22 protein-coding genes are annotated in these 25,184 nt (G+C 65.5%); 7 read left to right on the top strand and 15 right to left on the bottom strand.

Annotation, left to right across the window (positions count from 1 at the left end; genetic code table 11):
• Positions 1–23: 23 nt before the first annotated feature.
• On the bottom strand, positions 24–1,808 hold the full coding sequence (locus QX041_RS28425) for an acyl-CoA dehydrogenase family protein (protein WP_316167338.1): 1,785 nt from the start codon (positions 1,806–1,808) through the stop codon (positions 24–26).
• Positions 1,809–1,918: 110 nt separating this feature from the next.
• Here QX041_RS28425 and QX041_RS28420 point away from each other — a divergent pair, with 110 nt between their 5' ends.
• Together QX041_RS28420 and QX041_RS28415 are read left to right on the top strand one after the other, a co-directional pair.
• Positions 1,919–2,938: a glutathione S-transferase family protein gene (locus tag QX041_RS28420; RefSeq protein WP_315825924.1), complete on the top strand. Its 1,020-nt coding sequence runs from the start codon at positions 1,919–1,921 to the stop codon at positions 2,936–2,938.
• Between the two features lie 95 nt (positions 2,939–3,033).
• Positions 3,034–3,735 carry an SDR family NAD(P)-dependent oxidoreductase gene (locus tag QX041_RS28415; protein ID WP_315713724.1) on the top strand — a complete coding sequence of 234 codons (702 nt, stop codon included), beginning with the start codon at positions 3,034–3,036 and terminating at the stop codon, positions 3,733–3,735.
• Between the two features lie 249 nt (positions 3,736–3,984).
• Here QX041_RS28415 and QX041_RS28410 read toward each other — a convergent pair whose 3' ends face one another.
• A complete protein-coding gene (locus QX041_RS28410; RefSeq protein WP_316167337.1) occupies positions 3,985–4,605 on the bottom strand; it encodes a GNAT family N-acetyltransferase in 621 nt (206 codons plus the stop codon).
• Between the two features lie 77 nt (positions 4,606–4,682).
• Positions 4,683–4,886, bottom strand: a complete 204-nt coding sequence (locus tag QX041_RS28405; RefSeq protein ID WP_316167335.1) for a DUF1127 domain-containing protein — start codon at positions 4,884–4,886, stop codon at positions 4,683–4,685.
• A gap of 114 nt (positions 4,887–5,000) precedes the next feature.
• Here QX041_RS28405 and QX041_RS28400 point away from each other — a divergent pair, with 114 nt between their 5' ends.
• The 3 genes from QX041_RS28400 to QX041_RS28390 all read left to right on the top strand — a co-directional run bounded on the left by QX041_RS28400 (position 5,001) and on the right by QX041_RS28390 (position 7,944).
• Positions 5,001–5,921: a transcriptional regulator GcvA gene (locus QX041_RS28400; protein ID WP_316167334.1), complete on the top strand. Its 921-nt coding sequence runs from the start codon at positions 5,001–5,003 to the stop codon at positions 5,919–5,921.
• 120 nt (positions 5,922–6,041) lie between these two features.
• A complete protein-coding gene (locus tag QX041_RS28395) occupies positions 6,042–7,352 on the top strand; it encodes an MFS transporter (protein ID WP_316167333.1) in 1,311 nt (436 codons plus the stop codon).
• A gap of 109 nt (positions 7,353–7,461) precedes the next feature.
• Positions 7,462–7,944, top strand: coding sequence for a CinA family protein (locus QX041_RS28390; protein ID WP_315713719.1), 483 nt, complete (start codon positions 7,462–7,464; stop codon positions 7,942–7,944).
• A gap of 214 nt (positions 7,945–8,158) precedes the next feature.
• Here QX041_RS28390 and QX041_RS28385 read toward each other — a convergent pair whose 3' ends face one another.
• From QX041_RS28385 to QX041_RS28340, 10 genes are all read right to left on the bottom strand, one after another.
• The gene (locus QX041_RS28385) at positions 8,159–9,499 is read right to left on the bottom strand and encodes an HlyD family type I secretion periplasmic adaptor subunit (RefSeq protein WP_315713718.1); all 1,341 of its coding nucleotides are present in this window, start codon (positions 9,497–9,499) and stop codon (positions 8,159–8,161) included.
• Positions 9,496–11,238 carry a type I secretion system permease/ATPase gene (locus QX041_RS28380; RefSeq protein ID WP_316167331.1) on the bottom strand — a complete coding sequence of 581 codons (1,743 nt, stop codon included), beginning with the start codon at positions 11,236–11,238 and terminating at the stop codon, positions 9,496–9,498. The genes QX041_RS28385 and QX041_RS28380 overlap by 4 nt, the downstream gene beginning before the upstream one ends.
• 194 nt (positions 11,239–11,432) lie before the next feature.
• On the bottom strand, positions 11,433–11,702 hold the full coding sequence (locus QX041_RS28375) for a GlsB/YeaQ/YmgE family stress response membrane protein (RefSeq protein WP_315713716.1): 270 nt from the start codon (positions 11,700–11,702) through the stop codon (positions 11,433–11,435).
• A 124-nt stretch (positions 11,703–11,826) separates the two neighbouring features.
• Entirely contained in the window at positions 11,827–12,810 is a 984-nt protein-coding gene (locus QX041_RS28370; protein WP_316167329.1) for an ABC transporter ATP-binding protein, read from the bottom strand.
• Between the two features lie 254 nt (positions 12,811–13,064).
• Positions 13,065–14,477 carry an amidase gene (locus tag QX041_RS28365; protein WP_315713714.1) on the bottom strand — a complete coding sequence of 471 codons (1,413 nt, stop codon included), beginning with the start codon at positions 14,475–14,477 and terminating at the stop codon, positions 13,065–13,067.
• Positions 14,474–14,671, bottom strand: coding sequence for a hypothetical protein (locus QX041_RS28360; protein WP_009026147.1), 198 nt, complete (start codon positions 14,669–14,671; stop codon positions 14,474–14,476). Before QX041_RS28360 ends, QX041_RS28365 begins: the two co-directional genes overlap by 4 nt.
• A 28-nt stretch (positions 14,672–14,699) precedes the next feature.
• Complete coding sequence (locus tag QX041_RS28355; protein ID WP_315713713.1) at positions 14,700–15,749, bottom strand: oligopeptide/dipeptide ABC transporter ATP-binding protein; 1,050 nt, start codon at positions 15,747–15,749, stop codon at positions 14,700–14,702.
• A 5-nt stretch (positions 15,750–15,754) separates the two neighbouring features.
• Positions 15,755–16,657, bottom strand: coding sequence for an ABC transporter permease (locus QX041_RS28350; protein WP_315713712.1), 903 nt, complete (start codon positions 16,655–16,657; stop codon positions 15,755–15,757).
• Between the two features lie 2 nt (positions 16,658–16,659).
• Positions 16,660–17,613, bottom strand: a complete 954-nt coding sequence (locus QX041_RS28345) for an ABC transporter permease (RefSeq protein WP_315713711.1) — start codon at positions 17,611–17,613, stop codon at positions 16,660–16,662.
• Between the two features lie 231 nt (positions 17,614–17,844).
• The gene (locus QX041_RS28340; protein WP_410051896.1) at positions 17,845–19,491 is read right to left on the bottom strand and encodes an ABC transporter substrate-binding protein; all 1,647 of its coding nucleotides are present in this window, start codon (positions 19,489–19,491) and stop codon (positions 17,845–17,847) included.
• A 218-nt stretch (positions 19,492–19,709) separates the two neighbouring features.
• Here QX041_RS28340 and QX041_RS28335 point away from each other — a divergent pair, with 218 nt between their 5' ends.
• The gene (locus QX041_RS28335) at positions 19,710–21,305 is read left to right on the top strand and encodes an ABC transporter substrate-binding protein (protein WP_315713710.1); all 1,596 of its coding nucleotides are present in this window, start codon (positions 19,710–19,712) and stop codon (positions 21,303–21,305) included.
• A gap of 85 nt (positions 21,306–21,390) precedes the next feature.
• Here the strand turns inward: QX041_RS28335 and QX041_RS28330 are convergent, their stop codons facing one another.
• The gene (locus tag QX041_RS28330) at positions 21,391–22,422 is read right to left on the bottom strand and encodes a hypothetical protein (protein WP_316159349.1); all 1,032 of its coding nucleotides are present in this window, start codon (positions 22,420–22,422) and stop codon (positions 21,391–21,393) included.
• Positions 22,423–22,504: 82 nt separating this feature from the next.
• Here QX041_RS28330 and QX041_RS28325 point away from each other — a divergent pair, with 82 nt between their 5' ends.
• On the top strand, positions 22,505–22,861 hold the full coding sequence (locus tag QX041_RS28325) for a hypothetical protein (RefSeq protein WP_315825914.1): 357 nt from the start codon (positions 22,505–22,507) through the stop codon (positions 22,859–22,861).
• 81 nt (positions 22,862–22,942) lie between these two features.
• Here QX041_RS28325 and QX041_RS28320 read toward each other — a convergent pair whose 3' ends face one another.
• On the bottom strand, positions 22,943–25,168 hold the full coding sequence (locus QX041_RS28320; protein ID WP_316167326.1) for an adenylate/guanylate cyclase domain-containing protein: 2,226 nt from the start codon (positions 25,166–25,168) through the stop codon (positions 22,943–22,945).
• Positions 25,169–25,184: the final 16 nt, after the last annotated feature.

The following is a 25,184-nucleotide window of genomic DNA, read 5'->3' as shown; positions in this document are numbered from 1 at the left end:
GTTTGTTGTTGGTCGCGGCAAGCCTACGCCGCTGACAGCAGTTCGCCAACCTCCTCCATGTCAGCGGTACGTTCGCCGAGCAGCAGTGTCGCGATGGCATCATCCATCCTATTTTCCGCGAGCCGGAACGGATCGGACGGCGTCAGCCGGTGCGCGACGATGAGCTTTGCCAGCAGCAGCCTGCGCGCGTCGCCGCGCATCGCGTGGATGCGCCCGCTTTCCCAAGTCGTCGAGACGGCGCTCGCCACGTGATACAGCAGGCTGGTGGCGCGGCGCGCTTCGGACTCATTGTCGGCGCGTCCCGCGACCTCGCGCGCAAAGCCCACGGCACGATCCAGCAGTCGATGCAGCTGATCGCGCCAGGCCTGCGGCACGGCGGCGCTGTCGTCGAGCCGCGCATGCAGGTCGGCTGCCAGCGCGGCCTCCGCACCGTGCCGGCCCACGGCGCGCTTCAGCGCATCGAGCGCGACGATGTTGCCGGTGCCTTCCCAGATCGAGCCGAGATGGGCGTCGCGCAGCAGCCGCGCGGTGACGAACTCCTCGACATAGCCGATCCCGCCGCGCATCTCCAACGCATCGCCGCAGACCTTGCGCGCGTCGCGCGTGGCGCGGAATTTCAATGTCGGCGTCAGGATGCGCAGCAGCGCCGCGGCATCCTGGCTGCCGGCCTCGGCACGGTCGAGTGCGTCGGCGGTGAGGAAGCTCAGCGACAGCGCCTGCTCGGTCGCGAGCAGGATCTTCAGCAGTTGCCGCCGCCCGAGCGGCAGGTCGACGATGCGTTTTCCGAACACCACGCGGTTGCGCGCGACCGTGATCGCGTCGTGCCAGGCCCGCCGCATCAGCGCCGTCGACTTGACGCCGTTGGAGAGACGCGACGAGTTGACCATCTCGGCCATCTGCACGAAGCCGCGATCGAGCCTCCCGACCGCATAGGCGACGGCACCCTCCAGCTTGATCTCGCCCGAGGCCATCGAGCGCGTTCCGAGCTTGTCCTTCAGGCGCACGATCCGATAGTGGTTCTGGCTGCCGTCATCGAGGAAGCGCGGCATCAGGAACAGGCCGACGCCGCGCGTTCCAGCTTCGGCACCTTGCGGCCGCGCCAGCAGCATCACGACTTTCGCATCGGCATTGGAGCAGAACCATTTCTCGCCATGCAGGCGCCAATGGTCGCCCTCCGGGACGGCGACCGTCGTCAACGTGCCGACATCGGAGCCGCCCTCCTTCTCGGTCATGAACTGGCCGCCCTGGGTCAGCTTTCTCATGTCGGTCTGGGTCAGGCCATCGAGGTACTTGGCCTTGAGCCCGTCGCTACCGAAGCTCGCCAGCAGCTTGGCGCATCCGTCGGTGACGTTGATCGGACAGCCCAGCCCGAACTCCGCCTGGTTGAACAGGAAGGTGAAGGCGTGCTTGGCCGTGACCGGATACTTGGTCGGCCAGCCGAGAATGCCCTTGCGGATCGACATCGCGTGAATGCCGAACTCGCCAAAGGCGGCGCGCTCGAGCTCGCGATAGGCCGGATGGTACTCGACCCACTGCACGTCGCGGCCGAAGCGGTCGCGCTGGTGCAGCACAGGGCCATGGCGGTCAGCCAAGCGGGCGCATTCGTCGAGATAGGAGCCGGCGAGCTCGCCGAGACGGTCGAGATGCGGCACGAGGTGCCGAAACAGCGCTTCGGGCAGATGGATGCGCAGGAGATCGGCGAGCGCGGGGTCGGCGCGATAGAAGTTCAGCCCGGTGGTATCGGGCGCCAGCAGCTCCGGCCTTGCGCCGCCGGTCATCACGTCATCGCGCCTCAGGAACTGATGCATGATCGTTAAGCCCTCGTTCGTTTCCGCAAGTCTCTGATGGACTCTTCGACAGGTTGCGCCTGATCGGATACACAACAGGCAGCGGCGTGCGCCGAACCGGGAGCAGATCCATGACCAATCAGCCGACGGAGGTTTATCGCATCTTCGGGGCGGAGATGTCGCCCTATTCGGTCAAGGTGCGATCGTATCTGCGTTACAAGGGCATCCCGCATCACTGGATATTGCGCAATGCGGAAAGCGAGGCGGAGTTCGCGCGGCACGCCAAGCTGCCGATCATTCCGCTGGTGGTCGCCCCCGACGAGGTGCCGATGCAGGACTCGACGCCGATCATCGACGCACTGGAGCTCGACTTTCCGCAACCCACGATTCATCCCGGCGACGCGCTGACGAGCTTCATCTCGGCCTTGATCGAGGAGTTCGGCGACGAGTGGGGCAACAAGTGGATGTTCCATTATCGCTGGGCGCGCGATCTCGACCAGCGCGCCTCGGCCGGACGCATCGCCCGCATCCGCGCCCCCAGGGCGGACGAGGCCGAGTTGGGCGAGCTGGCCGAGAAGATCCGCGCGCGCATGGTCGAGCGGCTGTGGTATGTCGGCTCCAACGAGATCAACGCGCCGCAGATCGAGCAGGGCTTTGCCGAAATGCTCGACCTGCTCGAACGGCATCTCTCGGTCAGGCCGTATCTGTTCGGCCACCGTCCGGCCTACGGCGATTTCGGACTGTGGGGCCAGCTCTACGAGCTGTGGACCGATCCGACTGCCGGCGCCCTGATCGAAGGCCGCGCGCCGCATGTGCTGGCCTGGATCCACCGCATGCTATGGCCGCGCGCCGAAGGCGAGTTCGAGCTGTGGCCGGAACTATCACTGACCTTGATGCCGATCCTGACCCGTCAGGTCGGCGCGCTGTTCATGCCATGGACGCTCGCCAACGAGCAGGCACTGGCCGAGAACCGCAGCGTCTTCCGCGTCCAGTTCGGCGACTTCACATGGATGCAGAAGCCGCAGAAATATCACGCGCGCTCGCTGGCAATGCTCCGCGGCAAATACGCCTTCCTGCACGATCGCAGCCGGCTCGATGTCGTGCTGGAGGAGATCGGCTGCCTCGCCGGATTGCAGCCGCGTCCCACCTGAGGACGCGCGACAAAAATGTGGAGACGAGCCGTAGGAAGTCGGCCGCCGGTGCACTAGCTTGATGTCTGCGGACGCTTTGGCCCAAGGACATGCCCATGGACATCCCTGCCTACAAGATCGCCCTCATCGTCGGTGCCGGCGAGGGGCTCTCGGCCTCGCTGGCGAGGCTGTTCGCGCGCGAGAAGATCCGCGTGGCGCTGGCCGCCCGCAAGATCGAGAAGCTCGGCGCGCTCTGCAACGAAACCGGCGCCCGCGCCTACCCCTGCGATGCAACCAATCCGGAGGAAGTCGAGCGGCTGTTCGGCATCGTCGAGCGCGAGATCGGCGCGCCTGATCTCGTGGTCTACAATGCCAGCGCGCGGGCGCGCGGAGCGCTCACCGATCTCGTGCCGGCCGACGTGCAGCAGTCGATTGCCGTCAGCGCCTTCGGCGGCTTCCTGGTGGCGCAGCAGGCGGCACAGCGCATGCTGCCGAACAAGCACGGCGCCATCCTGTTCACCGGCGCCTCCGCCAGCGTGAAGGGCTACGCCCAGTCGGCGCCGTTCGCGATGGGCAAGTTCGCGCTGCGCGGCCTCGCCCAGAGCATGGCGCGCGAACTGTCGCCGCAGGGCATCCACGTCGCGCATTTCGTCATCGACGGCGCGATCAAGAGCGCAGAGCGTCAGGAAGCCGCGGAGCGCCCGAATTCGATGCTCGATCCGGATGCCATCGCCGCAAGTTATTGGAGCGTGCTGCAGCAACCACGGAGTGCCTGGAGTTGGGAGATGGAGCTGCGGCCGTGGGTGGAGACGTTTTGAGAAGTTGATGTTCCGTATGACGTGGGCACAGACGCACCACGATCACCGTCATTGCGAGCGAAGCGAAGAATCCAGAGCGGAGCAAGGACTCTGGATTGCTTCGCTTGCGCTCGCAATGACGCGGATCGATGGTCGCTTCATAGCAACTGTGATCGCCCGGCTCGACCGGGCGATCCAGTACACGCAACTGATGGCTGGTGACACGGTGAGGCCGCGGCGTACGGGATGCCTGCCTTCGCAGGCATGACGTCATTTGATCTCGGACGTGGCGACTTGCGGCTCGCGACCGACCACGCGCAAATCTGCCCCCACTGAATGAGCCACCACTCCGCTTAGACCCTTCTCGAACCGCACCAGGGTCCAATCGTCCGCATGCGGCTTGATCGCGAAACCGGCCTTGCGGGCCAATGCAATCATTACGTCGTTGGTACGCAGCGCATCGCCCGACAGGGTCACGCCACCCAACGCCAGCGCGCGTTCTTCCAGATTCGCGATAAGCGCCGGACCGATGCCGTGGCCTTGCCAGCGGTCATGGACCGACAGGCCAAACTCGACACGACCGACGCCGCGATCGAATGCGTAGCGCGCCTCGGCCACGATGGTTTCGACACCTTCATGGTCCATCGTCGCGATCAGGCTGTAGCGGTCGTTGCGGCCGAGCGCGACGAAATCCTCGAGCACCGCCTTTGGCAGCTCGTTGAGTGCGCCGAGGAAACGCTTGTGGCGCGAACGTTGGCTCAAGGACCGGACATAGCTCTGCAGCGCCTCGGCGTCGTCAGATGTGACGAAGCGCAGGCGCACCTCCTCGCCACGCCGCGTGTGAATGATGTTGGAGCCGGCAGCGATATCGGCAATGGCGGGCGTCGGCATGCGCGGCTCCAACCGGGAAGCTTGCCGGCGCCCTCCTTTGCGGAGCGGCACCGGCGCGGCGGGATGAGTAAGGGGGATCAACCCCGCCAGAACGGCTTGTCGATCTCGGCGGCGATATCGCTGCGGGACAGACCGAGGTCGTGCAGGTCGCGCTCCGACCAGTGCGCCAGCTCGTGCCGTGTGCGGTAGCGGAAGCGCCACGCGGCGAGCAGCTCCACGACGCCGGACCAGAACCCCGGGCCATGATGTTTCGTCATTGACGAGGAGACGTAGATGGACATGAAAGCCTCCTGAAAATTCCTTGAGGCTGCAATATTGAGCGCTTGCGCTTCATCCACAAACGACATTTACTACCGTTTCGGATGAAATAACGTCATGAACCGGGGAGGCCGTGAATGGCCCGACTGCCGTCGCTGAATGGATTGCGGGCGTTCGAGGCTGCGGCGCGGCATCTGAGCTTCACCCGCGCGGCCTCCGAACTGAACGTGACGCAGACCGCAATCAGCCATCAGATCAAGCGCTTGGAGGACGAGCTCGGGCTGCGCCTTTTCGTCCGCCAGAACCGTAGCCTGGCGCTGACGCCGCAGGCCCGCGACTATCTCCCGCTGGTGCGCGCCGCGTTCGACGATCTCCGGCTGGCAACGGAACGGCTGGTCCGCAAGGACAACGCCAAGGTGCTGACGGTCTCCACCATCGCCTCGCTGGCCGCCAAATGGCTGCTGCCGCGGCTGACGGCCTTTCAGGAGGCCCATCCCGGCATCGACGTGCGAATCACGACGTCGACCGGCTTGGTCGATTTTCGCAAGGACGACGTCGACGCCGCGATCCGCTATGGCCGTGGCCATTGGCCGGGCGTGCGGGCGGAGTGGCTGATGGCCGACGAGCTGTTTCCGGTGTGCAGTCCGGCGCTGCTGCACGGCGACAAGCCACTACGCTGTCCGGAGGACCTCGCACATCACACGCTGCTGCAGGTCAGCGGCGGCTATGACGACGACTGGCGGCTATGGCTGACCGCGGCGGGTCTGCCGGTGGAGATGTCGAGGCAGGGTCGGCTGAGCTTCGACCTGTCGCTGATGACCGTTCAGGCCGCGATCGACGGGCTCGGCGTCGCGATCGGGCGTACGGCCTACGTCCAGGACGACATCGCCAAGGGCCGGCTGGTGGTGCCGTTCAAGATGACGCTGCCGAGCGATGCCGGGTTCTATCTGGTGACGCCGGAGGGCCGGACCGATCCGCCGAAGCTGAAGGCGTTCCGGCAATGGCTGAAGGGTGCAATGCAGCAGAAGTCGGCCGCCGCCAATTCTGTTCAGGCCTAGAGCGCCTTGAGCGCAAAGCTATTGGCCGCCAGGGCTTGGCGTGGCAGATTGTCGCACCTTTCCCCTCGGCCGGCGTAGAAATCCTCCGCACGAGCCTCTCGACGGTAGGAGTTTCCCCGCGTGTCCTCAACGTCAATCCCGCAGCCGGCTACGATCCATTCGCGCATCGGCGCGATCCTGCGCGCCACCAGCGGCAATTTCCTCGAGCAGTTCGACTTCTTCCTGTTCGGCTTCTACGCCCCGATCATCGCCAAGGCGTTCTTCCCATCGGAGAACGAGACTGCATCTCTGCTCAATGCCTATGGCGTGTTCTGGCTCGGCGCCCTGATGCGACCGGTCGGCGCCATCGTGCTCGGCGCCTATGTCGACAAGATCGGCCGGCGCCAGGGCCTGATCGTGACGCTCGGCATCATGGCGATCGGCACGATCGTCATCGCATTCTGCCCGACCTATGCGACGATCGGCATCGCGGCCCCGATCATCGTGCTGCTCGGCCGGCTGTTGCAGGGCTTCTCGGCCGGTGTCGAGCTCGGCGGCGTGTCGGTCTATCTGTCCGAGATCTCCACGCCCGGCAATCGCGGCCTCTACACCTCGTTCCAGTCGTCCAGCCAGCAGGTCGCGATCTTCGTCGCGTCAGTCATCGGCTACGTGCTCAACCAGGCCATGCCGGCGGACATGGTGGCCGCCTGGGGCTGGCGCATTCCCTTCTTCATCGGCTGCCTGATCATTCCGCTGATCTTCTTCCTGCGCCGCACGCTGGAGGAGACGCCGGCCTTCCTCGCGATGAAGAAGCACCCGACCGCGCGCGAAGTATTCGCCTCGGCGCTGGAGAACTGGCGCATCGTGATCCTCGGCATGATGATCGCGGTGCTGACCACGACGACGTTCTACTTCATCACCGTCTACGGTCCCGGCTTCGGCAAGCAGCTGAAGCTGTCGGCGGCGGATTCACTGCTCGTCACTTTGCTGGTCGCCGTGACCAACTTTCTCTGGAATCCGGTCGGCGGCGCGGTGTCGGATCGGATCGGACGCAAGCCGGTGCTTGTGACCATCGCGACGCTGGCGTTCCTCACCGCCTACCCGGCGTTGCACTGGCTCGCGGCGGCGCCGAGCTTCGGCAAGCTGCTCACTGTCGAAATGCTGTTCTCGTTCTATTTCGGCGTCTATAGCGGCACCATGCTGGGCTGCCTGGTCGAGATCGTGCCTGCGCATGTCCGCACCACCTGCTTCTCGATCGCCTTTGCGCTGGCGGCTGGGCTGTTCGGCACCGCGACTCCGGCGGTCTCGACCTGGCTCATCAACAAGACCGACGACAAGGCCTCGCCCGGCTACTGGCTGATGTGCGCCGCCGTGCTCGGTATCATCGCAGCGATGACCGTCTATCGCGGCGGCCGCCAGGCCGTCGCGGCGCGCGAGCCGATCATTGCGTGATCGCTGCGAGGGGCAGCGCCTTCCTCGACGTGCGCTTTCGGCGCATGATGGTGGGGAATGAACAGCAGCCGGCAGCGGCGGGTGTCGACGCTGCCGAAGGACGACCGCCATGCAGCACCTCATCGCTGTCGCCGAGAAGGTCGCGGCACGGCTGATCGCCAAAAAGCAGACCATTGCCGTTGCGGAATCCTCCGCCGGCGGCCTGATCGCGGCGGCGCTGCTCGCGGTGCCCGGCGCCTCCGCCTATTTCCTCGGCGGCGCCGTGGTCTATACGCGCGACGCCCGCCGCGTGCTGATGGACATTCCGGACGAGGCGATGAAGGGCATCCGCTCGGCGTCGGAGCCTTATGCGGAGCTGCTGGCGCGGCAGATCAGGACGCGCTTTGCGACTGATTGGGGAGTGTCGGAGACCGGTGCCGCGGGTCCTGCCGGCAATCGCTATGGCGACGCGGCGGGACATGCGTGCTTCGCGGTTGCGGGGCCCGCGACCGCAGTCGTCACTCTGGAGAGCGGCCACAGCGACCGTTTTGCCAACATGCAGCTGTTCGCGAAGAGCGCGCTGGAGCTGTTACTCAAGAAACTCGACGAATAAGCCGCTGTCCTCCCGGGCAAGCCCGATGACGCGCAGCGTCGGCGGGCGCCAACCCGGGACCCATACTCCGCAGCAGAAATGGGGCGCGACGCGAGACGTCACGAGCATCTCGCGCCACGACTGCTCCCTGTGGTTATGGATCCCCGCGTTCGCGGGGATGACAGCGAGATTGGAGCGCTGCCCGCCGTCTCTGCAGGGACGGCAGCCGGGCCCCTCACTTCTCCCGGAACGCACGCATCAGCTGGTCGTGCAGCGGCTTCATCAGGTAGGAAATGACAGTGCGGTCGCCGGTCTGCACGAATGCCTCGACCGGCATGCCCGGGATCAGCTTGACGTCGCCGAGCCTTGCGATCTCCTCGGGCGGCATCGAGACGCGGATGGTGTAATAGCTCTGGCCGGTGCGCTGGTCGGTGGTGACGTCGGGCGAGACGCGGCTGACGACGCCGTTCAGCTCCGGCGTGGTGCGCTGGTTGAAGGCGGACAGCCGCAGCAACGTCTTCTGGCCGACCTGCAGCTTGTCGATGTCCTGCGGATTGACCTTGGCCTCGACCTGGAGATCGTCGCTCTGCGGCACGATCAGCATGATGGTGTCGCCGGCGGTGATGACGCCGCCGACGGTATGGACGCTCGACTGCAGCACCATGCCGTCCTGCGGCGCGCGGATGTCGACGCGGCGAAGCTGGTCCTCGGCGGTGACCTTGCGCTCGACGAACTCGCCGATCTTGTCGGTGGTCTCGCGCAGATCCTTGGACACCTCGCTGACCATGTCCTTGTCGACCTGGATGATCTGCAGCTCGGTCTCGCTGATCTTGCCCTTGGCCTGGGCACGCGCGGCGATGAATTGCGCGCGCTCGCCGTTGAGGCGGGCAGCGTCGCGCTCCAAGGTGGTCAGGCGCGACAGCTGCACCAGATGCTGCTCATAGAGCTGGCGCACGCCGTCGAGCTCCTTCTGGACCAGCGCGATCTCCTGGTCCTTGGCGCTGACCTGCGCGGAGAGTCCCTCGATCTCCTCGTTCAGCTGGGTGACGCGCTCGCGCAGCTGCGCCTTCTGACCAATGCGGCCGTTGACGCGGACCTCGAACAGCTTGGTCTCGCTCGCCGTCAGGCTCTTGACCTCGGGATCGCTCATGCGCTGCAGCAACTGCGGCGGAAACAGGATCTTGGCCCAGCCGCGCTGCTCGGCCTCCAGCCGGGCGGCGCGCGCCTGCAGCGCATCGAGGTTCTTGGTGACGATGGCGAGACTTGCCTTGGTCACGGTGTCGTCGAGCCGCACCACGATGTCGCCGGACTTGACGACGTCGCCGTCGCGCGCCCGAAGCTCGCCGACCACGCCGCCGGTCGGATGCTGCACCTTCTTGACGTTGGATTCGACCACGATCTGGCCGGGCGCGATCAACGCGCCGGAAATCTGCTGCGTCGCGGCCCAGCCGCCAAGCCCGCCGGCGACCGCAACGACGACGCCCATGCCGATCAGCAGGTGGCGGCGGATCGACTCGCGCACGCTCTCCGTCTTGCGGCCGCCAGGAAGTGGACCGGCAACGACCTGACTGCTCATGGCTTTGCCACTCCGGCTTCCGAGACGATCTTGATCGGCGACGGCGCACGCGGCTGCAGCACCTGCGCCAGCACCGTCTCCTTCGGACCGAACGCCTGGGCACGGCCGTCCTTCATGACCAGCACCTGGTCGACCGCCTCGATGCCGATCGGCCGGTGCGCGACGACGACCACGATCGCGCCGCGCGCCCGCGCTGAGCGCACCGCGCGTGACAGCGCCTCGTCGCCTTCGGTATCGAGATTGGAGTTGGGCTCGTCGAGCACGATCAGGAACGGATTGCCATAGAGCGCGCGCGCCAGCGCCACGCGCTGCGCCTGGCCTGCCGACAGCGCGGCCCCCTGCTCGCCGATCTCTGTGTCATAGCCGTCGCGCATCTTGATGATCATGTCGTGCACGCCGGCTTCCTTGGCGGCGGCGATGATGCCGTCGGCGGAGGCCTGCGGATCGAAACGGCAGATGTTCTGCGCGACGGAGCCTGCGAACAATTCGACATCCTGCGGCAGATAGCCGATGTGACGGCCGAGCTCGTCCGTCGACCATTGGTCGAGCGCCGCACCATCGAGCCGGACATGGCCGCGCACCGGACGCCAGACACCGACCAGCGCCCGCACCAGCGACGACTTGCCCGACGCGCTCGGACCGATGATGCCGAGGCCGTTGCCGGCCGACAACGCGAAGCTCACGTCCTGCACGATCGCCTTCTGGTCCCCCGGCGCGACGATCGAGACGGCCTCGACCGAGAGCTTGCCGACCGGCGGCTGCAGCAGGGTCGGCGCCGGTCGCTGCGGCATCGTCTGCAACAGATGGCTGAGACGGCGCCAGCTCTGGCGCGCGGCAACGAAGCTCTTCCAATGTGCGATCGCGAGATCGACGGGCGCCAGCGCCCGCGCGCTCAGGATCGAGCCGGCGATGATGATGCCCGCGGTCGCCTCCTGATGGATCACGAGATAGGCGCCGACCGCGAGCACCGCGGACTGCAGCATCATGCGCAGCACCTTGGCGATGGCGCCGAGGCCGCCGGCGACGTCGCTGGCGCGCTGGTTGCCGGCGAGATATTTTTCGTTGGTCTCGCTCCAGCGCGACAGCATGCGCCCGGTCATGCCCATCGCGACCAGGACCTCGGCGTTGCGGCGACTTGAGGTGGCGAGATCGTTGCGGCGGGCGGCGAGCCCCATCGCCTCCTTGGCCGGCGTGCGGGTGAGGAATTCGGTGATCAGCGTCAGGGCGACGAGGATGATGGCGCCGGCCAGCGCGGTAACGCCGAGCATCACGTGAAAAGCGAAGCAGATCGCCAGATACAGCGGCAGCCACGGCAGATCGAAGAACGCGCCCGGCCCCTGGCTGCCGAGAAAGCTCCTGATGTTATCGAGGTCGCGCAGCGGCTGCAGGCCCTCGTTGCGGCCGCCGGCGGACAGCGGCAGCCGCACCACGGTGTCGAACACCCGCGCGTTCAGGCTCTCGTCCAGCGCGGTGCCGATCCGCCCGAGAATGCGGCTACGGATCATGTCGAGCGCGCCCTGGGCGGCGTAAAGCCCCGCGGCGATGATGATCAGGCCGATCAGCGTCGGCACGGACCGGCTCGGCAGCACCCGATCGTAGACCTCGAGCATGAAGATCGAGCCGGTGAGATACAGCAGGTTGATGATGCAGCTCATCACCCCGACGCCGATGAAGGCGCTACGGCAACCGCGCAAGGCATCGCTGAGCTCGGATTGCCTCACGTGAGGTGCAGCCGCCATCACCACCATCTCTTCAATTGATCAAATGAGCTACGTGGCCGCCGACCAAAAGCACAAACTGGCGGCAAACAAGGCGAAATATACTGATTCCCGCGGTGAGCGTCCAACGATGCTCACTTTAGCGTAAATTAGCTATGTGCTGGGGTATGTCGCGTGGCGCGGTGCAAACGTTCAGCCACGCCGGATCGCAAGTCCTAGAGCCGCCCGCCGGTCCGCACCAGCCGCACCACCAGCAGGAGAATGATGGCGCCGAGCGCGGAATAGACGATTTCCGACACGAGGCCGGTGCCGATCCGGACGCCAAGCCGCGGGAAGATCAGGCTTGCGACCAAGGCGCCGAGCACGCCGATCACGATGTCGCCGACCAGCCCGAAGCCGGTGCCGCGGACGATCTTGCCGGCCAGCCAGCCTGCAACCAGGCCAACGAACAGAATGACCAGGATACCTTCGTTCGATACGTGCATGGCGTGTCCTCATCCAGCGCGGACGATCGGTCCCACGCGTGGCAGCACCTTAGCGAGGCCGTTGCGACGCTTCGACACGCGATGGACGGTTTCGGCCAGAGACGAGCGCGTTTCGGGCGAACCGTTACGTGGCCGCCACACTTGCCGGCGCCTCGGCCAGGACGCAGCGCGCCAGCCGCTGTGGCCCGAGCGCAATGTTCGGCGGCATCGCCTGCGAGCAGCGCGGCTGCGCCAGGCCGCAGCGCGGTGCGAACGAGCAGCTCCGCGGCGCCCGGTCGAGCGAGGGTGGCGTGCCGGGAATGGTCTGCAGCCGCTCGCCGCGCCTGGCACCATGGATCGTCGAAGCCAGCAGGCCGCGCGCATAGGGGTGCACGGGTTGGCGCACGATTTCGCGCAAGCTGCCCTGCTCCACGATCTCTCCGGCATACATCACGGCGAGGCGGTCGCAGATCTCGATCGCGACGCCGATGTCGTGGGTGACGAAGATGACGGACATGCCGAACTCGCGCTGCAGTTCGCGCAGCAGCAGCAGGATCTGGATCTGGACGGTGGCGTCGAGTGCGGTGGTCGGCTCGTCGGCCAGCAGCACTTTCGGCCGGCACGCCAGCGCCAGCGCGATCATCGCGCGCTGGCGCATGCCGCCGGACATCTCGTGCGGATAGGACTCCAGGCGACGCTTGGCCGAGGGAATCCTGACGACGTCGAGCATCTCCAGCGCCCGCGCCTGCGCTTCCGCAAAACTCTTGCCCTCGTGCCGCATCACGGTCTCGGCGATCTGCCGGCCGATGGTGTAGACCGGATCGAGCGCAAGCCCCGGCTCCTGGAAGATCATCGACACGGAGCGGCCGCGAAACTGCGACAGCTCCTCGCCGTTCATCGCCAGCACGTCGCGGCCGAGCACCTTGACACTGCCGGAGATCTGCGTCCGCTTATTCGGCAACAGCCGCATCAGCGCCCGCATGGTCACGCTTTTGCCCGAGCCGGACTCGCCGAGCAGGCCGAGCACCTCGCCATCGCCGAGCGACAGGCTGACATCGTTCACCGCATGCACGGTGCGCTCGCCGGTGAAGCGGATGGTGAGATTGTCGATCTCGACGAGGTTGGTCATGGGGAGGCTATCTCACCTTGCCGTCAGGAATGCCGTGGCCAATTGCGAAGTGAGCTGCGCCCCTCCCCTGGAGGGGGAGGGTCGGCTCGCATGAAGCGCAGCGGAATGCGAGACGGGGTGGGGTGACAGCCCCTCCATGGACTCGCTTCCAAGGGGAGAGACCGTCACCCCACCCCGATTGCGCATGAGATGCGCAATCGACCCTCCCCCTCCAGGGGAGGGTGAGACCATCGAGCGGGATACACAGGTCTCCCTCATGGCAGCGTCGGCACCCTGGCGTGGAAATCAGTCGCGCGCTGGAAGGCGGCGCCGATGGTCAGAATCGTAGCCTCATCGAAGGAGCGGCCGATCAATTGCATGCCGACAGGAAGCCCCGTCGACGTGAAGCCGGTCGGGATCGCCAGCGACGGCAGGCCGAGATAGTTCACCGGGCGGGTGAAGCGGGTGATGCGCTGGATCACGGCTTCCGCGCCCGGCGCGCCGCCGACATCGCTCTCGGCGATCGAGGGCGTCACCAGCGGCGACACCGGCGCGATCACGGCATCGACGCCAGAGGTTGCCGCGACATGCGCCGCCAGCGCCGCACCGCGCCAACGCAGCGCTTCCAGATAGGCGACGCCGGAGACGGCCAGAGCGTTCTGCAGCCGCATCAGCACCTGCGGGCCATAGTCCTGCGGACGCTCGATCATCCAGCGCTTGTGGAAGGCGGCCGCCTCGACCGCTAGCACGAGCTGGCAGGCTGCGGTGAGCTGGCGCTGATCCGGCAGCTCGACCTGAACCACATCGGCGCCCTCGGTCTTCAGCACCGCGATCGTCGCATCGAGACAGCGCGCCACCTCAGGATCGAGGTCGTCGACATAGAACGCCTTGGGCACGCCGATCCTGAGACCCTTGATCGAGGCCTGGGTGGCGGCGACATAGTCCGGCACGGGCGCCGCGCTGGCGGTGGGATCCTCGGGATCGGGACCAGCCATCAGCCCAAGGATCAGCGCACAATCCTCCGCGGTCTGCGCCAGCGGCCCGACCGTGTCGAGCGACTGCGACAGCGGCATCGCACCGGCGCGGCTGACGCGGCCCCAGGTCACCTTCAGGCCGGTGACGCCGCAGAAATTCGCGGGCATGCGGATCGAGCCGCCGGTATCGGAGCCGAGTGCCGCGAAGGTCAGGCGCGCGCCGACCGCCGAGCCGGAGCCGGACGACGAGCCACCGGTGACGTAGCCGAGCTTCCAGGGATTGTGCACCGGACCGTAATGCGCGTTGTGTCCCGTCGGGCCATAGGCGAATTCGGCCATCTGCAGGGTGCCGAGCCGGATCGAACCGGCATCCTTCAGCCGCTGCAGCGCGGTCGAGGTCGTCGTTGCGACGAAGTCGCGCCGAATCAGCGAGCCGCAGGTCGAGATGTGGCCGGCCTCGTAATACATGTCCTTGTGCGCAAGCGGAACGCCGTGCAGCGGGCCCTTGGGGCCGTCCTTGGCGAGCGCTGCATCGGCTTCGGCGGCGGCCTTCAGCGCCGGCTCGGATTCGATCGCCATGAAGGCGTTCAGCTTCGGCTGCCACTGCGCGATGCGATGCAGGCAGGAGCGCGTCACCTCGACCGAAGAGAGCTTCCTGTCCGCAATCGCCTTCGCGACGTCGGTCAGGGTCATCAAGGCAGGTTCGGTGCTCATCGGCCCACCTTCAGCGTCTGCGCCAGGACGTAGCTCGCCGGCTCCAGGTCGAATGGGAGTGTACCGGCAACCGCGGCGAAGTTGTCGAAGGCCGGTCCGATCGAGTCGGCGATGCGGGTGGCAACCTCCTTGTCGACCGGCAGGCCGGAGGCCTCCGCGATGGCACTGACTTGCTGGGGCGTGGGTCTGGTCATTCCGCTTCTCACTGCTGGTGTCTGCCCGTCAGGCGGCCGGCGCCCGGCTGTGTCCCGAGCCTGGGATCGCCATGTGGCAGGCGGCCTGATGGCCCATTGTATCCAGCTCCGTCAATCTTGGCGCGACATTCGCGCATGGCGCCTCGGCAAATGGACAGCGGGTGTGGAAGCGGCAGCCGGCGGGCGGATCGATCGGGTTGGGTGGATCCCCAGACAGCGGCGGCTCCTCCGTGCGCCTGTCGGGATCGGAGGACGGCATCGCCGCCAGCAGCGCCCGTGTATAGGGATGCGCCGGCCTGGCCCAGACCTGCTCGACCGGACCGAGCTCGACGACCTCGCCGAGATACATCACCAGCACGCGGTCGGAAATGTAGTTGATGACGTTGAGGTCGTGGCTGATGAACAGATAGGTCAGGCCGAACTCGCGCTTCAGGTCCATCAGCAGGTTCAGCACCTGCGCCTCGACCGACTTGTCGAGCGCCGACACCGCCTCGTCGAGGATCACCAGTCGCGGCGACAAAGCGAGTGCACGGGCGATGTTGACGCGCTGGCGCTGGCCGCCGGAGATCTCGTGCGGATAACGGTTGGCGAAGGTCTCGGGCCTCAGGCCGACCTTGCCGAGCAGCTCGCGCGCCAGCGCACGCGCCGCAGTGTCGGTCATGCCGTGCACCTTCGGCCCGAATGCAATCGACTCCTCGATCGTCAGCCGCGGATTGAGCGAGGCATAGGAGTCCTGGAACACCATCTGCATGCCGCGCCTGAGCTCGCGCAACGACATCTCGTGGCCGACCTGCCGGCCGTCGAAGATGATCTCGCCGGCATCGCGGTCCATCAGATGCATCAGGAGCCGCGCCGTGGTGGACTTGCCGCAGCCGGACTCGCCGACGATGCCGACCGTCTCGCCCTTGCCGATGACGAACGAGACGTCGTCGACGGCGCGCACCGTCTTGCGCGCGCCGAACAGGCCGCCACGGACCGGGAAGTGTTTCGTCAGGCCATCGACCCGCAGCAGCGGCTGCGCCTTGCCGCCGAGGTCCTCGATCGGCTGCAGTCCGGTGACTTCCGATGCTTCATTCATGCCTCTCAGCTCCGGATGTCCATCGCGCTACGCAGGCCGTCGCTGAGCAGGTTGAAGCAGATGGAGACAGCGAAGATCATCACGCCCGGCAGCGCCGCCACCCAGGGATTGACGTAGATCGCCGTACGCAAGGTGTTCAGCATCAAGCCCCATTCCGGCTCCGGCGGCTTGGTGCCGAGACCAAGGAACGAAAGACCGGCCGCGAGGATCATCGACACCGAGATCAGCCCCGTCGCATAGACGAAGATCGGTCCGAGCACGTTGCCAAGCATGTGCGCGCGCATGATCGTGAACGCGTTCGCGCCCGAGGCGCGCGCGGCCTCGACGAAATCGCGATTGCGCACACCCGTGGTGACGCTCTCGGCGACGCGGGTGATCTGCGGCACGAACACGATGGTCAGCGACACGATGGAGTTGGTGATCCCGGCGCCGAGCGCGCCCGAGATCGCGATCGCCAGAAGCACCGAGGGGAAGGCGTAGAACACGTCGATGGTGCGCATGATCGCGGTGTTGACCCAGCCGCCGACATAGCCGGCGACGAGGCCGAGCATCGTGCCGATGCCGAAGGCGAGGATCACGGGCGAGATGCCGATCAGCAGCGACAGCCGGCCGCCATAGATCAGCCGCGCCAGCATGTCGCGTCCCAGCTCGTCGGTGCCGAGCGGATAGTTCGGCGTGCCGATGTGGCGCAGGCGCCGAATCATCGAGCCCTGATAGGGATCCGCGAGATGCAGATAGGGCGCGAGCAGCGCGGAGAGAAAGATCAGCAGCAGAATCGCGACGCAGACCATGCTGAGCTTGTCGCGGACGATCCGGCGACCGACGGTCGCCCAATAGCCGCGTGCGTTCGCGATCGGCGCGGCCTGCAGCGAGGCGTCGTTGAGGGCGCCGGGGGTACTGACGCTCATCGTTAGCCTCGCTTGATGCGCGGATCGATCGCGGCCTGCGCGATGTCGACCACGAGATTGAGGATGACGAAGAACATCGCCAGCACCAGGATCGTGCCCTGCAAGAGCGGCAGGTCGCGCTGGAAGATCGCCGAGTTCAACAGCAGACCCGAGCCGGGCCACGAGAACACAGTCTCGATCAGGATCGAGCCGCCCAGCATGTAGCCGAGCTGCAGGCCCATGACCGCCAGGGCGGTCGGCGCGGCATTCTTCAGCACGTGGCGGAACACCTGGGTTTCGCGCAGGCCCTTCGCGCGCAGCGCCTCGACGAAATCCTGGCTGAGGATGTCGCCGGTCAGCGCACGCACGGTGCGCGTGATGATGCCCATCGGAATCACCGAGGTGGTGATCGCGGGCAGGACCAGGAAGCGGATATGGGCCCAGTCCCACGACCATGCGCCCGAGCCGGACGGACCGGCGCCGACCGCAGGCAGCCAGTTCAGCTCGACCGAGAAGATGATGACGAGCACCATGCCGAGCCAGTAGTGCGGCAGCGATACGCCGGCGATCGCAATGGACGTCGCCACCTTGTCGATCCAGCTGTCGCGGAAATAGCCGGCGACGAGGCCGAAGAACAGGCCGAGCGAGAAACCGATGATGGCGGCGGCGATCGCCAGCGTCACGGTGTTGGACACGGCGCGCAGCACCTCGGCGAGCACGGGACGGCCGGTGGCGATCGAGCTGCCGAGATCGCCATTGACGGCGCGCCACAACCACAGCCCGAACTGCACCGGCAGCGGCTTGTCGAAGCCATAGGCCACGCGCAGCTGCTGTGCCAGCTCCTGCGACGCGTCGGCCGGCAGCACCGCAACGAGCGGATCACCCGGCGTGATGTGAACGAGCATGAAGCAGACGAGCGCGACGCCGATGATGATCGGGATCGCATAGACCATCCGCCTGGCAGCATAAGAGAGCACGAGTCACCTTCATAAGCCTCTCCTCATCGGCGGAGAGTCGCGAGATACAAGCGGCACCAAGAAAGCTCCCCTCCCCCTTGCGGGGAGGGGTGGGGGGTGGGGGTCCACACAAAAACTGCCGCCGGAGTACCCCCCCTCCCCACCCCTCCCCCACAAGGGGGGAGGGAGCGCAGCGGGGCAAGCGGCGAGATCAGCCTGCGAACGTGGACAAATACTCCACCACGCGAACGGCTACTCCACCGAGATCGGCGAGAAGTCGATGAACCAGCTCTTCGGCTGCACCACGCCCTTCACCTTCGGGCTCATCGCGCGCGGGCCGACGTCGTGCGCCACGTAGAGGAACGCCGCGTCATCGACCGACGCCGCATGCAGCTCCGCCAGCGCCTTGTCGCGCTCGGCCGGATCGAAAGTCTGGCGCGCCTTCTTCACCAGCTCATCGAACTTCGGGTTGTTGATGAAACCCCAGTTGTTGGAGACCGGCGGCGCCATCGAGGACTGCAGGAAGCGCACCAGCGCAAAGAAGGGGTCCATCGCCGCGTAGGTGACGTTGGTGGCGTTGGCGCCGTTGGCGGACGGATCCTTGGCGCCGCGACGCCAGTTGGTGAACAGCGTGTTCCACTCGATGACGTCGAGCTTGACGTCGAAATAGCACTCGGCCAGTGCCTGCTGCAGATATTCGTTCATCGGCAGCGGCTGCATCTGGCCCGAGCCCGACGCCGACGTCTGCGTCTTGACCTCGAGCTTCTTGTTCGGGCCGTAGCCGGCCTCCTGCATCAGCTTCTGCGCGGCCGCCTTGTCGTACTTGATCTCGAAGGTGACGTTGCCGCGCCAGGGATGGCCCTTCTCGAAGGTTCCGGTCGCCGGCACCATCAGTCCGGCAAGCAGGCCGTCGCGCAGGCCCTCGCGATCGATGCAGAGGTTGGCAGCCTTGCGAACGCGGATGTCGTTCCACGGCGAGCCTTCGACGCGCGAGAACTGCCAGGGCCAGACATGCGGCTGCTCGTTGGCGTAGAGCTTGAAGCCGCGCTGCTTGATCTCCGGCAGCGCATCCGGCGCCGGCGCCTCGACCCAGTCGACCTGTCCGGACAGCAGCGCCGCGGTGCGCGCGTTCGCCTCGGGCATCGGCAGCAGGATCATCTTGTCGGCCTTGGGCACACGCGCCTTGTCCCAGTAGGCCTCGTTCTTGACCAGCTCCAGCCGCTCGCGCGGCGTGAACTTCGCCATCTTCCACGGACCGGTGCCCGAGGCATCCTTGGCGAAGGCGGCCCAGGCGGCTTGCGACTTCGCCTTGTCGTCGGCGCCGGTCGCGGACTCATAGAGCTTCTGCCACTTCGTCGGGCTCGCCATGAACAGATTGGTGAGGTTGATCGGCAGGAAGCTGTCCGGCTCCTTTGTCGTCAGTTCGACGGTGAGATCGTCGATCTTGCGCGCCGATGCCAGCGTCGGCATGCGCGAGGCGGTGACGCCGACCTGGCTCGGATCGAACTGCGGCGCGTCCTGCTTCAGCACCTTCTCGACGTTCCACACCACGGCGTCGGCATTGAACGGCGCGCCGTCATGGAAGGTGACGCCGGGACGCAGCTTGAACGTCCACTTGGTCTTGTCGGCATCGTCGACCTTCCACTCGGTGGCGAGGCCGGGAATGACGACGCTCGGCTTGTCCGCCGACGACAGGTCCCACATCGTCAGCGCGTCGTACATCGTGAGGCCGGTGAAGCGGTTGCCCTCGAAGCCCTGATCGGGCTGGCCGAGCGTGCGCGGAATGTCTGCGGCAGTCATGCCGATGCGCAATACGGTTTCCGCGCCCGCCTGCGCCGGCAGCACGAGGATGGCAGCGCTGGTCATCATGGCGGCCGCAACGGCCACGCGCGTCGTCATTGAGGTCGCAATACGCAAAAGCACGATCAAGGTCTCCGATCAGCTGGCTAAATTCTGGGCAGCATTATGCAACGCCTATGCCAGCGGTGCTCCCGATCTCGTGCCTGCGACGCGAGGTCACAACCGTTTGTGCTCGAACGATCCGGTCAGAGGCTTGGCACCCCGATTGCAGGTCTTGCGCGTCGAATTTGATCCGGTTTCAACGGAGCTTCATCTTCATGCGTATCCGATTCTCATTACTCGCCACTGCGCTCGCGCTCAGTCTTTCCGCGGTCGCGGCGCGGGCCGAAACGGTTCTGCGCTACGGCATCTCGATGGCGGACATTCCGCTGACGACGGGCCAGCCCGATCGCGGCGCCGGCGCCTATCAGTTTACCGGCTACACGATCTATGATCCGCTGGTGGCCTGGGACATGAGCATCGCCGACAGACCGGGCAAGCTCATTCCCGGCCTCGCCACCGAATGGAAGATCGACGAGGCCGACAAGACCAAATGGCGCTTCACCCTGCGCAAGGGCGTCAAGTTCCACGATGGCAGCGACTTCAATGCCGATGCGGTGATCTGGAATCTGGACAAGGTGCTCAACGATAAGGCACCGCAGTTCGACAAGCGGCAGAGCGCGCAGGTCAAGACGCGGCTGCCGTCGGTGGCGAGCTACGCCAAGATCGACGACTCCACGATCGAGATCACCACCAAGACGGTCGACTCGTTCTTCCCCTATCAGATGCTGTGGTTCCTGATTTCGAGCCCGGCGCAGTACGAGAAGCTCGGCAAGGATTGGGACAAGTTCGCGAGCCAGCCCTCCGGCACCGGCCCGTTCAAGCTGACCAGACTGGTGCCGCGCGAGCTCGCGGAGCTCACCAAGAATTCCGAATATTGGAACAAGGACCGGCTGCCGAAGACGGACAAGCTCGTGCTCGTGCCGATGCCGGAAGCGCTGACCCGCACCAACGCGCTGCTCGCCGGCCAGGTCGATCTGATCGAGACGCCGGCGCCGGACGCCGTGCCGCAGCTCAAGGCGGCCGGCATGAAGCTCGTCGACAACGTCACACCGCATGTCTGGAACTATCATCTCAGCGTGCTGCCGGGCTCGCCCTGGACCGACATCCGCCTGCGCAAGGCGCTCAATCTCGCGATCAATCGCGACGAAGTGGTCGGGCTGATGAACGGCCTCGCCAAGCCCGCCAAGGGCCAGGTCGACCCGTCGAGCCCGTGGTTCGGCAAGCCGAGCTTCGAGCTGAAATACGATCTCGCCACCGCCAAGAAGCTGGTCGAGGAAGCCGGCTATTCGCCAGCCAAGCCGCTGAAGACGACCTTCATCATCGCGCAGGGCGGCACCGGCCAGATGCTGTCGCTGCCGATGAACGAATATCTGCAGCAGAGCTTCAAGGAGATCGGCATCGACATCGACTTCAAGGTCGTCGAGTTGGAGACGCTGTACACGCATTGGCGCAAGGGCGCCGCCGACGAGATGAACGCCGGCATCACCGCCAACAACATCGCCTATGTCACATCGGACCCGCTCTACGCGATCGTCCGCTTCTTCGCCTCCGACCAGATCGCGCCCGTTGGCGTCAACTGGGGCGGCTACAAGAATCCCAAGGTCGATGCGCTGATTGCTGAAGCCAAGCAGACGTTCGATCCGGCCAAGCAGGACGAGTTGATCGCGCAGGCGCATGCGGCCGTGGTCGACGATGCGGTGCTGGTCTGGGTCGTGCACGACACCAACCCGCACGCGCTATCGCCGAAGGTCAAGAAGTTCGTGCAGGCGCAACACTGGTTCCAGGACCTGACGACGATCGGGGCGGAATAACTGACCGGGCCGGCTGCCGTCGCGCTCGCAAAGAAGGAAGCCCGGCGTTTTGCCGGGCTTCCTCTTCAGCACGACAGCCAGTATTTCATTTCCCGAAGGCGCCCGAGTCAAACTTGTAGGAGGCCTGGAGAAAGCCGCCGTACCGCTCGTAGCTGAAGGTCGTGGGCGACCCCGGGACTCCAGGAAATTGGGTGGTCCCACTGGTCGTCCGGGCGTACCAATAGCGGCCACCGACGCCGACGCTGAAATTTCTCGTCACGTCGTATGACACAATGCCCTCGAGCTGGTAGCCCCAGCCATTTCCAGATTGCGGAAGCGGATTGATGTCGGGCCGCAGCCAGTGATTGTCGAATCCGCTCAGCCGGACATAGGGCAGAACGGCGCCATCGAGGGTGACGTTCCAGTTCTGGCCGAGCTTGAAGACGCCGTTCAACCCCACGCGGAGCGAATCCCAGTTCTCGGTCTTGCTGAGCACCAGCACGCCCCCCGCAACAGGATCGAGACCACAGATAAACGGATTGGTCGCGACCTGGGTACATCCGTATGCGTTCACGGTTTCGTAGAAATGATTGTAGCCGACGAAGCCGCCGACCTTGAACGCCGGCCCCCTCCAGAAATTGTAGCCGGCGTCGATCGTGCCGTACCAAAGCCTGCCGCTGTTCACGCTGCTGTCCGTATTCGAGTACGGAATGACGGCCGGCGGGAAGTCTTCGTCGTTGAGCCTGCCGCTGAAGATGTTGCCACCGCCCGCAAAGCCCTTGGCGAAGAAACCCAAACTGTGATCGGCCCTGGCGAACCCCTCGCCGGCATGGCTGTTGAGATTCTTGTAGGTCAGCAGAGAATTGGTTTGGCCAGCGACGAAAGGATCGCCCAACGTGTAGCGGGTGCGGCCCGAACTGTAGAAATAGCGGGCGCCGACCTCGAACTCCCACAACGAGACCGGCGGAGGCGGCGCCTTGACCGGGAGATCCGCGGCCGACACCGCGCCCGCCCCGAGCACACAAGCCACAGCAGCAATGAGGCTGCCCGCAACTGGTAGAGTGAAACGCTTGATCGCACCCCGTGCCGGCCTGCCCTGCGTCAAACCGGCCGCACTCCCGTCCTCAGAAGACTGCATCGATGCCCCCCATCTGCATGCACTTTCTATCTTGAGTAGAAAAATGCTACAAGCACGCGCAGATTCATGCAATCGACGTCACATGACACAAGTTGCTTCTTATCCCGCTGTTGCAACCTCGCAACAAACGCGATGCGCTCGACGCCTGCTCGATTGCGCTATCCTTGTACCCGTCCCGCAGACTGGAGCGCGCTATCGTTCGGTCAAGCTCGTCATCCTGTCGCTCGCATTCATCGGCAAGCTCGCGGCGGTGGACGCCCAGACATCATCCAATGGGCCTGGAAACCGCTTCATCCCATCGTCATCGAAGCACGATGCGGGCAAGCTGCCGCGTGCCAAGCGAAGCCTCCCGCCACGGCACTCCACCCGCCCCGTCCCCGGCACGGAAGAGCGCAGCAAGCGTTGCCCGCCCTATTCGGCTTATGTGGTCTGCAAATGATGAGCATACTCATCGCGCGGGCACCGGACCTGGCCAACGAGGCCGCCGCGACATGATGCGAACTCGGGAACGGAGCACCGGCTACTTCGCCAGCAGTGCGTACGCCCCGTTCCAATCCTCGGGCGGCGGATTGACTTGGTAGTTGCGGATGCGTGCGTCATAGAGATCATAAAGCTTGGCCAAGTCTTGTCCCTGGTCGCTCTTGCGGCCGCGCTCGATCGCGGCCAGCGCCCCTTCCCAATCGCGGCTGCGATAGCTCGCCAGCATCTCGATGGTGAGGTTGCGGAGCAACTGGAAGCGCTCGGAATACATCACGTCCTCGCGGCCGGCGATGGCGTAGATCACCTCCGGTTCGGTCTTACCCTTGACCATGATGAAGTCGAGCTCGAGAATCGCGAGCCGGTCCTTCACGGCCATCGCAGTCGCCGAGCCGACGATGATCGGAAAGCCGTACTCCTTGGTCTGGCCCTCCAGGCGCGAGGCGAGGTTGACGCTGTCGCCAAGCGCCGAATAGTTGAACTTCAGGTCGGAGCCCATGTTGCCGACCACGCCGATGCCGGTGTTGAGGCCGATGCCGACCTTGAGCGGAATATAGACGTGGCCGCCATGCTCGGCCTCCTGCTCGCGTTCGCCGTTCACCTGATCGATCCGCTCGAGCATGTCGAGCGCCGCTTCGCAGGCATTGATCTGATGATCCTTGTCGGCGAGCGGCGCGTTCCAGAACGCCATGATGGCGTCGCCCATGTATTTGTCGACATAGCCCTTGCGGGCGATGATGGCGTTGGTCAGCGGCGTGAGGAAGCGGTTCATCAGCTGCGTCAAGCCCTGCGGATCGTGCTTGTAGCTCTCCGAGATCGTGGTGAAGCCGCGCACGTCCGAGAACATCACCGTGATCTCGCGCTCCTCGCCGCCCAGCGTCGGCGGCGATTGGGCAAGCTGCTCGACCAGCACCGGCGACAGATATTGCCCGAACACCGAGCGCATCTGCCGGCGCTGATTCTGCTCGCGGACAAAATTGGCGAAGATCAGCGTCAGATAGATCGCCGTCGTCGACAGCATCGGATAGGTGAAGTCGATCAGGAGCCGGTGCTGGGTGTAGAAGTACCAGGACAGGCCAAGCAGGGCGCTCGCGAACACCGCTCCCACGATCACCAGCGTAATGGCGCCGAGCTGCGGAGCGAAGACGATGACGAGCAGCCCTAGCAGGAGCGCGCCAAAGAACTCGACCACGACGCCCCAATAAGGCCGCGCCAGGATCGACCCGGTGAGCACCGACTCCAGCACCTGGGCGTGCACCTCGACGCCCGGCATCGCCGAATAGACAGGTGTTGTCTTGATGTCATTCAGGCCAATCGCGGATGGCCCGATCAGGATCAGCTTCCTCGCGATCTTCTCCGGTGGTACGCGGCCCTCGAGCACGTCGATGGCGGAGACATAGATGGATGGGTCATGATTGGCGTAATGGACCCAGATCTTGCCGTTGCCGTCAGTCGGAATGTGAACGCTGCCCAGCCCGATGCTGGTGATACCGCCTGGATCGGCCTTGACCAGAACAGTGCCGGACCCGGTCAGGACCCGCAGCATTTCGAAGCTCAGCGCCAGCATCTTGATGTCCTGGGCTCGCATGACCATGGGCACCCGGCGGACGATGCCGTCGCGCTCCGGCTCGATCGTGAACAGGCCCCGGCCGGCCGCCGCATGCTCGATCAGCGGCACGTTGCGCAACAGCCCCGGGAACGGCTCCATGAAGGGGATGGGCTCCCCTACCATCGCAAATCCGGTCTCCGGCAGCGTCTTGTCGGGTTCGGCCCGCACGTCGCGGCTCGCCGTCTCGCCGAGGACGACGCGCGACCGGCGCAGGGAATCGGCGAGCACCTGATCGTTCGACGGCAGCGCCCTCAGCTTTTCGCGCGTCGCTTCGTCGAGGCTGGGAAAGGTCTCAGCTGCAATCGCGGGATTCAGCCGGTCCGGCTCGGCGAACACGACGTCGAAGGCGATGACAAGCGCGCCGAGCTGCGTCAGTTTGTCGACGATCTCGGCGATTCGCGTCCGCGGCCATGGCCACTGACCGAGCTTGGGGTCGGCGACACTCTTCTCATCGATGTCGACGATGGTGACCGGGCGCATCGTCTTGACCCGGGGGCTGAACGCCTGGAAGTTGTCGAAGGCGCGGAGGCGTAGCTCCTGCATCGGCGCGGGATCGGCAGCGCGCAGCGCCGCGAAGGCGACCAGCAGCACCAGGCACATCAGGCGCGCAAAGCCGAACTTGCGTGCGAACCATCGAGGAACTGCTCTCAATCGCTTCATGCAGCATCCGATATCA

It is taken from the genome of Bradyrhizobium sp. SZCCHNRI2009 (genome assembly GCF_032485115.1).
GTDB lineage: Bacteria > Pseudomonadota > Alphaproteobacteria > Rhizobiales > Xanthobacteraceae > Bradyrhizobium.
This window is presented reverse-complemented; position numbering and strand designations above follow the sequence as displayed.